This window comes from Pseudomonas sp. LPB4.O, from assembly GCF_038383825.1.
Taxonomy (GTDB): Bacteria; Pseudomonadota; Gammaproteobacteria; order Pseudomonadales; family Pseudomonadaceae; genus Aquipseudomonas; species Aquipseudomonas putida.
Genome location: NZ_CP151298.1, coordinates 3,925,242 through 3,939,969 on the forward strand (window position 1 = coordinate 3,925,242; position 14,728 = coordinate 3,939,969).

Consider the following 14,728-nt stretch of genomic DNA (forward strand, 5'->3'; position numbering starts at 1 on the left):
CCGGGCAGGCCTGCCAGCCTGCCCTGTTTGTTGTTGTGTTTGGAGGGGATGGGTGAAAACAGGTGGCGGCTCAGACCATCGCCGGGTCAGGCTCCAGGCCCATCAGCTCGCGGCCGAGGATTTGCGCACACACGTCGTAATCGGTGTAGGCATGGGCGCCGGTCATGTGCGAATCGCGGAACAGCCGCTGCAGTTCGTTGCTCTCGAACCAGGCGCCACCACCGGCCGCTTCCATCAGGCGGTCGACGGCCTGGATGCACATCTTCACGGCGTAGCCCTGGTTGGTACGCCAGAACGCCAGCGTGCCACGCGACGGGTATTGGTGGCGGGCGCTGTGCTCGGCAATCTCGTCCCAGCTCTTTTCCAGCAATGCCCGAGCAGCGGCCACCTGATGGGTCGACTCGGCCAGGCGCATCAGCGCCGGGGTGGCGGCGCCCACGGCAGCACCGGTGTAGGCACGCACCCGGTTACGGGTTTTCTCGCGGAACACCTCCAGCATGCGCTCGGCAACGCCCAGGCTGACCGTGGAGAAGCCGCTGGCAAAATACGGGCGATACGGGGCGTAGAAAATCTTGCTGTCGGGGTACAAACCAAAGCCCGCCGACTTGCCCTCCATCATGTCCTTGGCCTTCTGGATGCGGTGCTCGGGCACGAAGGCATCACGCACGATCAGGGTCTTGCTGCCGCTGCCGCGCATGCCCACGGCATACCAGTCATCACGGATTTCATAGTCGCTGCGTGGCAGGATGGCGAAGCAATAGTCCTGAGTGCCTTCGGCATTCTTGCGGCGGAAACCGAGAATCGCCCATTCGGCGTGGTCGCAACCGGAACTCCAGCCCATTTCGCCGCTGAACGACACGCCACCCTCAACCTCTTCGGTGCGGCCGAACGGCGCGATACTGCTGCTGGCGGTAGCATCCGGGTCGCTACCCCACACCTCCTGCTGTAGCTTGGGCGAGAACATTGCCATCTGGTGGCTGTGGGTGCACAACAGGCTCATGGCCCATGCTGTGCTGGCGCAGGCCCCCGCCAGCAAGGCGATGCACTGGGCGAACTCCGGCAGGGTGATTTCCATGCCGCCGAAGTGTTTGGGCAAGAAAGCGCGGTGCATGCCGATACTTTTCAGCAAGGCGATATTCTCTGCCGGCACACTGCGGTCCTGCTCTGCACGCATGGCATTGGCGGCAATGGTCGGCAGGACGGACTTCAGGTCTTCCAGCAGGGGGTTTGGCTTTTTCATGAGCGGTCTCTTTCTTATTGGATTCGAAGACGCGATCAGTATGTGAGCGGCGATTGGGTGGCGAAATGCACGTTACGAGGGGAACATTGCACTTTCCATGGCGCCCGGAAATTGCCTTGCGACAAGCATTGACCCGTGCATTTTCGATCACCACAATCCCACCCTCAAGACGCGCGCGGCCCGCCGCGCCCCTGACGGAGTGATGCTGTTGAAAGACCTTTCACCTTCTGCGGTGCGTGTGTGCGATGCCGCCGTCGGCCACTTCGCCGAGTACGGTTATGACGCCTCTTCGCTGAACGAAATCGCCCAGTTGGCGGGCATGCGCAAGGCATCGCTGTATGCGCACTTCGCCAACAAGGACGCCTTGTTCGTGGAGGTGTTCCAGCGTGCGCTGGTGCAGGAAACGGCCTTTGTCGAGCACGGCTTTGCGCAGGAAGCCCGCGACGGCCTGGCGGCGGGGCACTGGCTGGCCCTGCACCTGGCCGAACGTTATCGCGACTCGGCCGAACTGCGGTTCGTGTTGCGCACGGCGTTCCTGCCCCCGGCGGGCATCAAGCCGATTGTCACTTCGGGCTTTGAACAATACCTGGACGGCATACGCGAAGGGTTCAGCGTGGCCCTGCAAGCTCGCCACGGCTGGGCGCATGAGCAGCACAGCCGCCTGGCGCTGTATGCCGATGCCTACCTGGGCATCATCGACAGCCTGTATGTAGAGCTGATGTACGCAGGCCCCGACGCCTATGAGCGGCGCGCGGCAGCACTGCTAAAAGTGCTGGAAGACTCGCTGTCACTCAACCGCTGACGCCTGGCGCGTCAGGGTTTGATCTTCTTCATTTCATCCAGCAGCTGCATCAGCTGCTGCAGCTTGTCCTCGCCAAACTGGGCGAGGATCTTGTCGTAGTTGTGCGTCATCTCCTCGCTCATCGCCAGAAACGCTTGTTGGCCAGCCTCCGTCAGGCTGATGAACACCCGCCGCTGGTCTTCCGGCGACTTGCGCCGCGCCACGATGCCGTCACGCTCCAGGCGCTTGAGCACCCCGCTCATGCTGGGCTTGAGGATACAGGCCAGCTCCGCCAACTGATGGCTTTCCAGCTCGCCTTGCTGGCGCAGGATACGGATTACCCGCCATTGCTGCTCGGTCAGGTCATGGGCATTCAGCGCCGGGCGGAAGAACGCCATGGTGGCTTCGCGCGCCTGCAGCAAGGTCAGGGTCAGGGAGGGTCTTGGTGTGGTCATGCGGGCTCAAGGAGGCTGGAAATAGCAAACCGGCGAGTATGCCAGTGCACAATCATTAATACATTAATAGAATGATTTCTACCCATTTCCAGTCAGCAGGCGGCGTCATGATCACCCTCGAGAGCCCCACCTACTACTCGGCGACCAAGAAGTACAACCTGAGCTTCCCAACCCTGGAGCGCGACATCGAGGCCGATGTCGTGGTGATCGGTGGCGGTTTCTCCGGCATTAACACCGCCCTGGAGCTGGCGGAACAAGGCGTGACCAATATCGTCGTGCTCGAGGCCCGTTACCTGGGCTACGGCGGCAGCGGGCGCAACGGCGGGCAGATCATGGCGGGCATCGGCCACGACCTGGAGAAGATCCGCAGCAGCGTCGGCGATCAGGGCGTGAGGGATATTTTCGAAATCAGCGAACTGGGCGCCGGCATCATCAAGGACCGCATCGTCCGCTACGCCATCGACGCCGACTTCTGCCACGGCTATGGCTACATGGGCTTCAACCGCCGCCAGGAACAGACCCTGCGCAAATGGGAGAAGGCCTTCAAGGCGATCAATACACGCGACGAGATCCGTTTTCTCGGTGGCAGCGAAGTGCGCCAGATCATCGGCAGCAATGCCTACAGCAGCGCCCTGCTGCACATGGGCGGTGGCCATGTGCATTCCCTGAACCTACTGCTGGGCGAAGCGCAGGCACTGGTTGGCCACGGTGCGCGCATCTTCGAACACAGCCCGGCGCTGGAGGTGACCTACGGCGAGCGCATCACGGTACGCACCGGCCGCGGCTCGGTACGCGCCAGCAAGCTGCTGTGGGCATGCGACAGCTTCCTCAACAAGCTGGAGCCGCAGCTGCACGCACGCACTATAAACACCTATGCCTTCCAGATGATGACCGAGCCATTGCCGGATGAGCTGATCGAGCGCATCAGCCCGATACGCGGGGCCTACAGCGACATCCGCCCGGTGATCGACTACTACCGGGTCACCCGCGAGAACCGCCTGCTGTTTGGCGCCGCCACGCCCTTCGTCGAGCACTTCCCGCTGGACCTGAAGGCGTGGAACCGCGCCCTGATGCTGAAGATTTTCCCCTACCTGAAAGACGTGCGCATCGACCTGGCCTGGGGCGGCCCGATGGCCACCAGTGCCAACCTGTTTCCGCAGATAGGCACCCTCGACAACCGCCCCAACGCTTTCTATGTGCAGGGCTACTCCGGATTTGGCGTCACGCCCAGCCACATCATTTGCAAGATACTCGCCGAGGGTATGCAGGAGGGATCGAAGCGCTATGACCTGGTCAGCTCGGTCAAGCATGCGCGCATCTTCGGCAAGGACCATTTCCGCCCGCTGCTGCTCACTGCCGGCAAGACCGTGCACCAGCTGTCGGGCTACTTCAACGGCCGTCGCTGAGACCAGAGCCCCTCACACTCACGCCATCGCCTGCGCCCGGTAATCCTTGGGCGAGCGTTCGAACTGTTTCTTGAACGAGCGGCTGAAATGCGCCGAGTCGGTGAACCCCCACTTGTAGGCGATCGAGGTAATCGACTCGCTCCTGAAGAACGGGTTGGCCAGGTCATCCGCACTGCGCTTCAGGCGCGCCCGCTGAATGTAGCGGCACACACTGTCGCCCTCCTCCTCGAACAGCCGGTACAGGTGACGCACAGAAATGTTCAGGCGCCCGGCCAGGTTGGACGGGGTCAGCCCAGGCTGTGACAGCGACTCGTCGATCACCTGCTGCACGTAGCCGCGCAGGTTGGCACCGCTCAAGGCCCCAAGGTTGCCCAGCGCTTCGCCATGGCGCTCGAAGCCCGGCTCCAGCAGGGCAATGAAGGCGGTCTGCAGCGCGTCGCCCTGGGCACCATCACCGCTTACATTGCCGTCCTTGCACAGTTGGTCCATCAGCACATGCAGCATGCGCCCGCAGGCGTTGCTTGAGGAGATCTTGCCAAACATCGGGCCGCTGCCTTGCACGTACTTGCGTACCTGATCACGCGACAGGGCCAGCGAGACATGTTCGATCAACCCACTGGGGGTGATTTCGCAGCGCCCGACCGAATCCATCAGCAGCAGCTCACCCGGCGCCAGGCTGACCTGCATGCCACCCTGGGACACGGTGGAATGCCCAGCACGCTGGCTGACCAGGAAACAATGCTGGTCATCGTCAAGGGTCGGGTTTTCGCCCAGCCGGCGGATGTTGCCGGCATTGGTGCGCAGGTTGGCCAGCGGCAAGCCGGCACGGGAAAAGGTAGAAACCTCGCCGATGAACAGCGAGTGATTGGACGCAAGTTCCGTCTCGAAACGGCCACAGATCTGTTGCATGGCCGTGGTCCAGCGTTCCAGCCCCTGACGGTTGGATTGTTGAGTATGCATGGCTGCCCTCGACGCAGGATTTGTTGTTATGCGCACATTGTTAACATGTTATCTATGTGCGCACAACTGTCATCATTCGTCGCTAGATACAGCAAGGCGTATGCCAGTTTGCGTCAAAGGTTGGGCAGCAAAGTGTTGAACTGGGCCAGGCTGGCCATCAGGTGCGCCCGCTGTTGCGGGCTGATGGGGATGTAGCGGCGAAACGCCGGCATGCGGTTGACCACTTCGCTACCGCCCATGTGCTCCAGCGTCAGCAACCATTGGCCGTCGCGCCAGGCCAAGGTCAGGCGCTTGAAATCCAGCGGCATCAGCGCCGCCACCAGTGCGGCCTGCTGCAGCAACAGGTCGCGCAGTCGGGCAAAGCGCGCCCGGTCGCCCTTGCGGTACACACAGGCCAGGCCGGTACGGCGTAGCGCACCGGTATGGCGCAGCTCCAAGCTGACCTCGCCCCCTTGCGGAGCAGGCAACTGCAGCTGGAACTCACAGGTGACGATGTGCATCAGCAGGTGGGCCTCGACGCGTTCGTGCACCTTGGCCTGCCAGCCCTGGGCCGGGTCGTGGATCACCCCGGCAGCCACCAGGTTCTGCTGCCCCAGGTTGCGCGCCAGGCATGCCAGTGTGGCACCTGGGCGATAGCCGGAAGGCGCCCGAGACGTCAGCAAGCGTTCACGCAAATTTCTGATCATGCAGCACATGCTCCACGGCGTGGCCAGGCTCGGCAGCAAACTCTTTCTCGAGCACATCCTCGACCCGCGCCGGCTTGAACGGGTTGACCTTCTGCACGCACAGCGTCCAGAACAATGCATAGGCCGCAGTGGCGCCAAGCATGATGGCGAACGGCACATAGACATCGGCAGGGTTCATGCCCGGCGGTGTGATGAACGCCATGCCGATGAGGATACCGCTGCTGGAGAAGATCTGCGGCAACGGGAACAGCGGCGAGCGGTAGGCACGCGGCAGGTCTGGGCGGCGTATGCGCAAAATCACCACCGACAGGGTCACCAGCAGGTAGGCGGTGCTCCAGGCGCACACGGCGGCCAGCACCAGGTGCAGGATGTTGTCCGGGTTGCCGCCCAGGTACCAGGCATGCAGGCAAGGGATCAACGCCACCACCAGGATGCACAGCAGCGGCGTCTTGAAGCGCGGGTGCAGGTAGGTGAACACCTTGGGCAACGCGCCGTCGACCGCCATGCCGTAAAGAATGCGTGGCACACCGGCCATCAGCGTGTTGATGGTGGCCGCGCCGGCGAACAGAAAGCCGATACCCAGCCACACTGGGCCGATATCACCCATCACCTGCTCGGCGAAGCGCGGGATGGCCATGGGCGTGTCCAGCAGGTGCACGCCACTGGCGGCATCCAGCACCACGTTTTCCACCTGGCGCTTCATCGCCGCTCCGTAGATGAACATGCAGCTGGCCACGCCAAACAGGCCCAGCGCCATGGCCCGCGGCAGCACCCAGGCCGAGCGACGCAGTTCGGGGGCAAGCGGCGTGACGAACTCGCAGCCAACGAACATGAACATGGCCATGCCGACCAGCGAGAGGATGGTCATCAGGTCGGTGCCCACCAGCGACACGCCGAACGGGCCGTCCAGTTCCACTGCGGGAGCGGCGATCAGGCCGAGCACGCCGAACACCATCAAGGTGGTCCACATGCCGAAGGTGAGGATCACCTCCGCGCGGCTGAAGGCGCTGACGCCAAAGGCATTGAGCACCGCAAACGCCACCACGAAGCACACCCCCAGCAGCCACGAACCGCCGGCGGATTCCGCCAGGGTATTGAGGTGCTCGAAGTTCACCAGCGCCATCACCCCCGACAGGATGGTTTCGGCGGTACCGGCGAACACATGCACGATCAGGTAGGCCGATAGCGTGCCGGTAATGGCGAAGAAGCGGCCCATGCCACAGTTGATGTAGTCGTATACCGAGCCCGTGGTCGGCAGGATCGACGCAGCCTCGGCAAAGGTGGTGGACTGCGCCAGCATCATCAGTGCGGCGATGACCATGGCCACGGCGAAGGCGCTGCCGCCGATGCCAAAGCCCATGGTCGCGGTGAGGATCACCGGGCTGGCCATGATCAGCCCGACGGTGCTGGCCAGTGCGGTGGGGAAACCGACCGTGCCGCGGTTGAGGTGCTCGGTGAGCTTGTTATTGAGTGACATCGTATGCCCCGGCTTGTTTTTGTGGCGTTGAACGAGTGATTACTGTGCGCTGCCGGCGGCATGGCGTCTTGCCGATGGCTGCCGCCGGGCTTGTTGCTGCCTGCCAGCAATCAGCTCCAGAGCCTGGCGCCGCTCCTACAAAGGATCGCGCAAGGCTGACTCATCGCTTGGCAGCCACAGTCATGCACCTGTCACGCAGGCACAAGCACCGCTCTGCCCCGCTCACTAAGCTGCAAACTTTGGCCACCTGCCCCGGAGTCTGCATGAGCGACATCACCCTCCTACCTGCCGTCACGGCCTTCCTGGCCCGCGAGCATGGCGTGTTCATCCACGGCCAGCACCTCGCCAGCCAGTCGTCGTCGAACATTGCCGTGGTCAACCCGGCCAACGGCCAGACCATCGCCCACATCGCCGACGCCAACCAGGCCGATGTCGACCATGCCGTCAGCTCCTCGCGCCAAGGCTTTACCGCCTGGTCGCACACCAGCCCCGCCGCCCGCGCCGCAGTGCTGTTCAAGCTGGCCGACCTGCTGGAAGCCAACCGCGAAGAACTGGCGCAGCTGGAAACCTTGCAATCCGGCAAGCTCATCGGCATTTCCCGTGCCTTCGAAGTAGAGCAGGCCGCGCACTTCCTGCGCTACTACGCCGGCTGGGCGACCAAGATCACCGGCCAGACCATCACCCCGTCGCTGCCCTCGTTCGCCGGTGAGCGCTACAGCGCCTTCACCCTGCGCGAGCCGATTGGCGTGGTGGTGGGCATCGTGCCGTGGAACTTCGCCACCATGATCGCCATCTGGAAGCTGGCCTCGGCCCTGACAACCGGCTGCAGCATTATCCTCAAACCCAGCGAATTCACACCGCTGACGCTGCTGCGCATTGCCGAACTGGCCACCGAAGCAGGCCTGCCGGCCGGTGCACTGAACGTGCTGACCGGTGGTGGCCTGGTGGGCAAGGCACTGATCGAGCACGCAGGTACCGACAAGGTCTCGTTCACCGGTTCCGTGCCCACTGGCATCGCCGTAGGCCAGGCTGCCATGGGCGCCAAGCTGACTCGCGCGACACTGGAACTGGGCGGCAAGAACGCGGTGGCCTTCCTGCCCGACGTGGCCGTGGACAAAGCGGTCGATGGCATCATCGAGGCTGGCTTCCTGCACTCGGGGCAGATCTGCGCCGCTGGCGAGCGCTTCTACGTGCACCGCTCGCGCATCGACCCGCTACTGGACGCCTTGTCCCAGCGCCTGGGCCAACTGAAAATCGGCTCGCCACTGGACGAGGCCACCCAGTTCGGCCCCGTGGCCAACAAGCCGCACCAGCAGAAGCTGGCCGAACTGTTCGCCATCGCCCGCGCCGAAGGCAGCCAGATCATTCACGGCGGCACCTTGGGCGACGGCCCCGGCTGTTTCGTCGAACCCACGGTAATCCTCGCCCGGTCGGCCAGCGACACCCTGCTCACCCAGGAAACCTTCGGCCCGGTGGCGACCTTCCTGCCTTATGACGACGAAGACGAACTGCTGCACCTGATGAACGCTTCGCCCTACGGCCTCAGCGCCAGCCTGTGGACCAACGACCTGGGCAAGGCCATGCGCATGATCCCACAAATCCAGGCCGGCACCCTGTGGGTCAACATGCACACCCTGCTCGACCCGGCTGTACCGTTTGGGGGCATCAAAGCTTCCGGCATTGGCCGCGAGTTCGGCTCGGCCTTCATCGATGACTTCACCGAGCTCAAGTCGGTGATGATCCGCTACTGACCGCGCCTGTGGCCAAGGCGTGCAAGCGCCTTGGCAGCCACGAACAAGACCCCGCCCCACCGCACACGCCCTAATAGGCCATCGCCGCCAACCGCGATGGCCCCTCGCCAGAACCGAGGGTGCCCCCGAACAACAAAGGCCCCTGTGAAGGTCGCCGAGAACAAACGAGGGATGTGTAATGGTCAAACCGCAAACGCTGTCCACCCTGGCCCTGGCAACCTTGCTGGCCAGCCAGGCCGCGCCGGCCGTTGAGCTGTACGCCGACGATGACAGCCACCTGAACGCCGACATGCTGGCGGTATGGGGCATGTTCAACAGCCGAAAGAACTACGACGGCACCACAGGTGGTTCGACCTGGCGTGAAGGCTTTATCAAATATGGCCTCAGCGGTGACCAGGGCCTGGCCGGCAACGGCACGCTGTACGGCAGCCTGAACTGGGTGAGCTCGGCCACCTGGGGCGATGGCGATGCGGCCGGCAACACCGATGGCTCCGAACGCACCACCAAGATCGAAGACGCCTTCCTCGGCTGGCGCTCGGCCGACCTGTTCCCGGTGCTGGGCAAGGATGGGGTGGACGTTTCCGCCGGCCGCCAGACCATTCGCCTGGGCAGTGGTTTTTTGATCAACGACGACGGCCCGAACCTGGGCAACGGCGTCGCCGACGGTGCGCTGGACCGCGGCGGGGCCTACTACCTGGCCGCCCGCCACGCCTTCGACCGCACCGCAATGCTGCGCCTGGGGGGCAGCGATGGCCTGCATGGCAGCCTGCTGTGGCTGAAATCCGACAACCGCGCCCAGGCCGAAACCGAACTGGCCGCCGGCACGCTGGACTACACCCACGCCTTGGGCACCCTGGGACTGACCTGGGTTCACGGCATCGACGTCACCGACCAATGGGCCAGCGACTTCCAGAAAGCCCGCGAAGGCATGGACGTGTACAGCGTGCGCGGCGAAGGCAACGCCGGCATCGACAATGCCAGTTTCGCCTTCGAATACGCCTGGCAGGACAAGACCGACGGCCCCGAGCAAGCCTGGTACCTGCAGGCCGGCTACACCTTCGCCGACCTGCCGTGGGCACCGCAGGTTACCTACCGCTACACCCGCTACTCGGCAGGCTGGGACGCGCTGTTCAGCGGCCTGTCCAGCGGTTACGGCACCTGGTTCCAGGGTGAAGTCGCTGCCAACTACGCCGGCCCCTTCAACAGCAACACGGGCATCCACCATGTGGGCGTGAAGGCGACGCCGCTGGAAAACCTCACGGTCGGCGCGCTGTACTTCGACTTCGACACCGTGCGCACCCGCGACAGCCTCAACCTCGATGCCCGGGAGCTGGACCTGTATGTGGAATGGGCAGTCAACGAGCACCTGATCATCAGCCCGCTGGTGGGCCTGTACCAGCCGCGCAAGGACGAGAGCAACGGCGGCAACCAGGTGGGGGGAAATGGCACCAATGTGTATAGCCAGCTGACGGTAGCTGTGCCGTTCTGAAGCAACCACGCTAACAAACCTCTGTCTTGTGCTGCATGCGTATGACTTGAAGGCGATGCGGTCAATGTGGGAGCGGGCATGCCCGCTCCCACAGGAATCAGTGGCCTTGCGGAAGGGTTTGACCTTGGCCGACTCGGCGCATAACATTCACCAACCTACCGGCCGGTAGGCTGAAAATTAGCCAGAGAAAACCATGCGCGCCAATCCCTCCCCTCCCATACCCTTCAGTTTCGCCCTGGGCCTTGGCCTGATCGGCGCCCTCGGCCCATCGGCCGTCGACATGTACCTGTCGAGCCTGCCGGAAATCGCCAGCCACTATCAGGCAAGCTTCACCCGCGTACAGCTGACATTGACCTTCTTCCTGCTGGCCATGGGCGCCGGCCAGCTGATCTTCGGCCCCTTCGTCGACGCCTACGGCCGGCGCAAGCCGCTGCTGGCCGGCCTGCTGCTGTTCATCCTGTGCTCGCTGGGCGCAGCCGCAGCCCCCAGCCTCGACACCCTGATCATGCTGCGCTTTTTCCAGGGCCTGGGCAGTGCGCTGACCCTGGTGGTGATCATGAGCATGGTGCGTGATGTGAGCCAGGGCGTAGCCGCGACCAGACTGTTCGCCCTGCTGATGACCATCGAAGGCGTCGCACCGATCCTGGCACCTGCACTGGGCGGCGTGATCGACGCACATTTCGGCTGGCGTGCAGTGATGCTGGTACTCGCCGGCATGGGCGTGGCGGTGCTGGTCAACAGCCTGCTGAACCTGCCGGAAACCCTGCCGCCCAGCAAACGCGAACCCCTGCGCCTGGGCCACGCCTGCAGCACCTACCTGGCCATCCTCGCCGACCGCTGCTTCCTGCGCCCGACCCTGGCGGTGGCTGCGGTATTCTTCTTCCTGTTCGCCTACATCGGCGGTGCCACCCTGGTGTACCAGGCCCACTACGGCCTGAGCGCCCAGGCCTTCGGCCTGCTGTTTGGCGCCACCGGGGTGTCGATCCTGTTCGGCGCCATGACGGCCAGCCACCTGATCAGCCGACTGGGCCTCAATACCCTGACTCGGGGGGGCGTGCTGTGCATGGCCGGCGGTGCCTGCATCAGCCTGCTCGGTGCACTGACCGGTCTGGGGCTGCCAGGTGTGGCCGGCGGCATGGTGATAGCCCTGTTCGGCCTGGGGATAGCCGAGTCGACGCTGATGTCGCTGGTGATGGCCTCGCAAGAAAAGGCACTGGGCTCCACCGCAGCGCTGCTGGGCGCCATCCAGCTGTCGGCGTCTGCCGGCGCAGCTCCACTGGCCGCAGTGGTACTCAACCACGGCCCGACCGCATGGGCCGCGCTGCTGGCGCTGTGCACCCTGGTGGTGTGCCTGCTGACCGCCCTCAGCCTGCGCGACACCCCGGCCGGCTTCTCGCTCGCGGGCCATTGAAGCCCTGGCACTGACGGTCAACTCGGCTGGCAGGCAGACACAAGACGACCTACCAGTCGTTAGCGAAACTGGTTGCCTCGAAACCAACAACAAATCCGACGGCAGCCAGCCCTGCGAGACCCGCCATGACCCTCGATACCAGAATTGACTTCATCTACCTGTCCGAGCAGGACATGATCCGTGCCGGCGTCACCGACATGCCGGCCTGTGTCGACACCATGGAAGAAATGTTCGGCCTGCTGTACCAGGGTGACTACCGCATGGCCGGCCCGAACAGCGACTCGCACGGCGCGATGATTACCTTCCCCGAGCACTCGCCATTCCCCAACATGCCCAAGCCCACCGCCGACCGGCGCATGATGGCGATGCCGGCGTACCTCGGCGGCAACTTCCAGACCGCAGGCGCCAAGTGGTACGGCTCGAACATCGCCAACCGTGAGAAAGGCCTGCCCCGCTCGATCCTGATGTTCACCCTCAACGATGCCGACACCGGCGCGCCACTGGCGCACATGTCGGCCAACCTGCTGTCGGCCTATCGCACCGGCGCCATCCCGGGCGTCGGCGCCCGCCACTTGGCGCGCAAGGACGCCAAGGTCATCGGCCTGGCCGGCCCGGGGGTGATGGGCAAGACCACGGTCGCTGCGTTCATGGCCGTCTGCCCGCTGATCGACACCCTCAAGGTCAAGGGCCGTGGCCAGAAGAACCTGGATGCCTTCGTCGCCTGGGTGAAAACCAGCTTCCCGCAAATCACTCATGTCCAGGTGGTTGAAACCCTGGAAGAAGTGGTACGCGGTTCCGACCTGGTCAGCTACTGCAGCTCGGGCGAAGTCGGCGACCCCAGCCAGTACCCGCTGGTGCGACGCGAGTGGGTCAAGCCTGGCGCGTTCCTGGCCATGCCAGCCCCGTGCAGTATCGACGCCGGCATGGAGCAGGACGACGTGCGCAAGGTGGTGGACAACACCGGCCTCTATGAGGCCTGGTTCGAAGAGCTGCCCAAGCCTGCGCACAACCACGTGCCGCTGGTAGGTGTGCGCTTCATGGACATGATTGCCGAAGGCACGCTGGCCCCCGAGCAGGTGGAAGACATCGGCAAGATCATCAGCGGCGACGCACCGGGCCGCCTGCATGACGACGAAATCATCCTGATGTCGGTGGGCGGCATGCCCGTCGAAGACGTGGCCTGGGGCACCGTGGTGTACCGCAAGGCGCTCGAGCAAGGCATCGGCGTAAAGCTCAACCTCTGGGAAACCCCCGTTCTCAGCTGATCCCCCGCAAACGGATAACAAGGCAAAGCCCATGACACAGATCATCAAACTGAAAACCGGCTCCAAGTTCGAAGACATGGCCAGCTACTCCCGCCTGGTGGCGGTGGACAACTGGATTCACGTCTCCAACACCGCCGGGCGCAACCCTCAGACCCAAGTCATTCCAGAGGACGTCATCGAACAGACCCACCAGGTGTTCGCCAACATCGAAACCGCGCTGGCCGCAGTCGATGCCAGCCTGGCCGATGTCATCAACTCACGCGTGTTCATCCAGGACCCTGCCGATGTACCACGGGTCATGGACGTGATCGGCGAGAAGTTCCGCGGCATCGACCCGGCCACCACGGTCACCTGCCCGCCGCTGGGCTCCACCGTTTACAAGGTCGAGCTGGAGGTCACCGCCTACCGCGGTGCGGGGCAAGCGCAAGTGACCCTGATCCGCCTTGGCCAGTGAGGCCGCCGGCTGGCGCTGAACACTCCCCCTGCACGCACAACAAAGAGTAAAGCCATGTCTCCCACGATCGCCCCTGTGCAAACCAGCACCCGCCACCCCGACGCCACTACCGTGGTGATCATCGGTGGCGGCATTATCGGCCTCACCGCCGCACTGAGCCTCGCCGAACGCAACATACCGGTGGTGGTGCTGGAAAAGGGGCGTATCGCTGGCGAGCAGTCGTCGCGCAACCTGGGCTGGGTGCGCAAGACCAACCGCCACGCCCATGACATTCCCCTGGCACTGGCGGCTGATCGGCTGTGGGCCGAGATGCCCGCACGGGTTGGCAGCGACGTTGGCTATCGCCAAGCCGGCATCATGTTCATCGGCCGTAACGACACGCAGATGGGCATGCATGAAGGCTGGCTGAAAAGCGTCGAGGCGCTGGGCCTGGATTCGCGCCTGCTTAGCACCCGTGAAATCGCCCGGATGGTGCCGGGTGGTCGGGCGGATTGGGCAGGTGGCATCTTCACCCCCTCCGACGCCCGCGCCGAACCGACCCTGGCCGCCAGCGCCATCGCCCGGGCGGCGATCGCCAAAGGTGCAGTGGTAGTGGAGAACTGCGCGGTGCGCACGCTGGTCACCGCAGCCGGCCGTGTCAGCGGGGTGGTCACAGAGCAAGGCGAAATCCGCTGCGACCAGGTGTTGCTGGCCGGTGGCCTGTGGTCGCGCAAGTTCCTCGGCAACCTGGGCATCAATCTGCCGACCTTGCCGCTGACCTGTTCCGTGCTGCGCACACAGCCAATGGACGGGCCGACCGACATCGCCGTGGGCGCACCGGACTTTTCCTTCCGCAAGCACAAGGACGGCGGCTACATCATCACCCAGCGTGGCGCGCTGGACGCCTTCCTCACCCTCGATCACCTGCTGCTGGGCAAGCGTTACCTGCCCCAGCTGCGTGCCCAGCGGGACTTTTTGCGGATCAGTTTTGGCAAGTACTTCTTCAAGGACCTGGCCCTGGCCCGGCGCTGGAAGGCCACGGATGTAACCCCCTTCGAGCGTGTACGGGTACAAGACCCGCACGCCAACCCGGCACTCAACGACGAGGCCATGCGCAACCTGAAAGCGGCCTGGCCGGTGTTCGAACAGGCCCGTATCGCCAGCGCCTGGGCCGGCACGATTGACGTCACCCCCGACTCCAACCCGGTCATCGGCCCGGTGGCCAGTATCCCGGGCCTGACCCTGGCCACCGGCTTTTCCGGGCATGGCTTCGGCACCTCGCCTGCTGCTGGCCAGCTGGCGGCAGACCTGGTGGCCCAGGCCACCCCGCTGATCGACCCGTCCCCGTACTCCTTCGAGCGTTTTGCCTGACAC

Annotated in this window: 13 protein-coding genes; 8 read left to right on the top strand and 5 right to left on the bottom strand. The window is 64.1% G+C overall.

Annotation, left to right across the window (positions count from 1 at the left end):
* Nucleotides 1–70: 70 nt before the first annotated feature.
* Complete coding sequence (locus MRBLPB4O_RS17650) at nucleotides 71–1,240, bottom strand: flavin-dependent monooxygenase (RefSeq protein WP_341796095.1); 1,170 nt, start codon at nucleotides 1,238–1,240, stop codon at nucleotides 71–73.
* Nucleotides 1,241–1,442: 202 nt separating this feature from the next.
* Here MRBLPB4O_RS17650 and MRBLPB4O_RS17655 point away from each other — a divergent pair, with 202 nt between their 5' ends.
* A complete protein-coding gene (locus tag MRBLPB4O_RS17655) occupies nucleotides 1,443–2,042 on the top strand; it encodes a TetR/AcrR family transcriptional regulator (RefSeq protein ID WP_016498990.1) in 600 nt (199 codons plus the stop codon).
* Nucleotides 2,043–2,053: 11 nt separating this feature from the next.
* Here the strand turns inward: MRBLPB4O_RS17655 and hpaR are convergent, their stop codons facing one another.
* Nucleotides 2,054–2,476 carry a homoprotocatechuate degradation operon regulator HpaR gene (gene hpaR, locus MRBLPB4O_RS17660; protein WP_341796096.1) on the bottom strand — a complete coding sequence of 141 codons (423 nt, stop codon included), beginning with the start codon at nucleotides 2,474–2,476 and terminating at the stop codon, nucleotides 2,054–2,056.
* A 107-nt stretch (nucleotides 2,477–2,583) separates the two neighbouring features.
* Here hpaR and MRBLPB4O_RS17665 point away from each other — a divergent pair, with 107 nt between their 5' ends.
* Nucleotides 2,584–3,882 carry an FAD-binding oxidoreductase gene (locus MRBLPB4O_RS17665; protein WP_341796097.1) on the top strand — a complete coding sequence of 433 codons (1,299 nt, stop codon included), beginning with the start codon at nucleotides 2,584–2,586 and terminating at the stop codon, nucleotides 3,880–3,882.
* A gap of 18 nt (nucleotides 3,883–3,900) precedes the next feature.
* On the opposite strand, the gene feaR is transcribed toward MRBLPB4O_RS17665, so the two are convergent.
* From feaR to MRBLPB4O_RS17680, 3 genes are all read right to left on the bottom strand, one after another.
* A complete protein-coding gene (gene feaR / locus MRBLPB4O_RS17670) occupies nucleotides 3,901–4,842 on the bottom strand; it encodes a transcriptional regulator FeaR (protein ID WP_341796098.1) in 942 nt (313 codons plus the stop codon).
* Nucleotides 4,843–4,955: 113 nt separating this feature from the next.
* On the bottom strand, nucleotides 4,956–5,528 hold the full coding sequence (locus MRBLPB4O_RS17675) for a DUF3156 family protein (protein WP_341796099.1): 573 nt from the start codon (nucleotides 5,526–5,528) through the stop codon (nucleotides 4,956–4,958).
* On the bottom strand, nucleotides 5,509–7,005 hold the full coding sequence (locus MRBLPB4O_RS17680) for an APC family permease (protein WP_341796100.1): 1,497 nt from the start codon (nucleotides 7,003–7,005) through the stop codon (nucleotides 5,509–5,511). The genes MRBLPB4O_RS17675 and MRBLPB4O_RS17680 overlap by 20 nt, the downstream gene beginning before the upstream one ends.
* A gap of 263 nt (nucleotides 7,006–7,268) precedes the next feature.
* Between MRBLPB4O_RS17680 and MRBLPB4O_RS17685 the strand changes: the two genes are divergently transcribed.
* The 6 genes from MRBLPB4O_RS17685 to MRBLPB4O_RS17710 all read left to right on the top strand — a co-directional run bounded on the left by MRBLPB4O_RS17685 (nucleotide 7,269) and on the right by MRBLPB4O_RS17710 (nucleotide 14,725).
* Entirely contained in the window at nucleotides 7,269–8,756 is a 1,488-nt protein-coding gene (locus MRBLPB4O_RS17685; protein ID WP_341796101.1) for an aldehyde dehydrogenase family protein, read from the top strand.
* A 178-nt stretch (nucleotides 8,757–8,934) separates the two neighbouring features.
* Complete coding sequence (locus MRBLPB4O_RS17690) at nucleotides 8,935–10,245, top strand: alginate export family protein (protein ID WP_341796102.1); 1,311 nt, start codon at nucleotides 8,935–8,937, stop codon at nucleotides 10,243–10,245.
* 193 nt (nucleotides 10,246–10,438) lie between these two features.
* Nucleotides 10,439–11,656: a multidrug effflux MFS transporter gene (locus tag MRBLPB4O_RS17695; RefSeq protein WP_341796103.1), complete on the top strand. Its 1,218-nt coding sequence runs from the start codon at nucleotides 10,439–10,441 to the stop codon at nucleotides 11,654–11,656.
* A 125-nt stretch (nucleotides 11,657–11,781) separates the two neighbouring features.
* Nucleotides 11,782–12,921, top strand: coding sequence for a tyramine oxidase subunit B (locus MRBLPB4O_RS17700; RefSeq protein WP_341796104.1), 1,140 nt, complete (start codon nucleotides 11,782–11,784; stop codon nucleotides 12,919–12,921).
* 31 nt (nucleotides 12,922–12,952) lie between these two features.
* Nucleotides 12,953–13,375 carry a RidA family protein gene (locus MRBLPB4O_RS17705; protein WP_016498980.1) on the top strand — a complete coding sequence of 141 codons (423 nt, stop codon included), beginning with the start codon at nucleotides 12,953–12,955 and terminating at the stop codon, nucleotides 13,373–13,375.
* A gap of 54 nt (nucleotides 13,376–13,429) precedes the next feature.
* Nucleotides 13,430–14,725: an FAD-binding oxidoreductase gene (locus tag MRBLPB4O_RS17710; protein ID WP_341796105.1), complete on the top strand. Its 1,296-nt coding sequence runs from the start codon at nucleotides 13,430–13,432 to the stop codon at nucleotides 14,723–14,725.
* The last annotated feature ends 3 nt before the right edge of the window (nucleotides 14,726–14,728 follow it).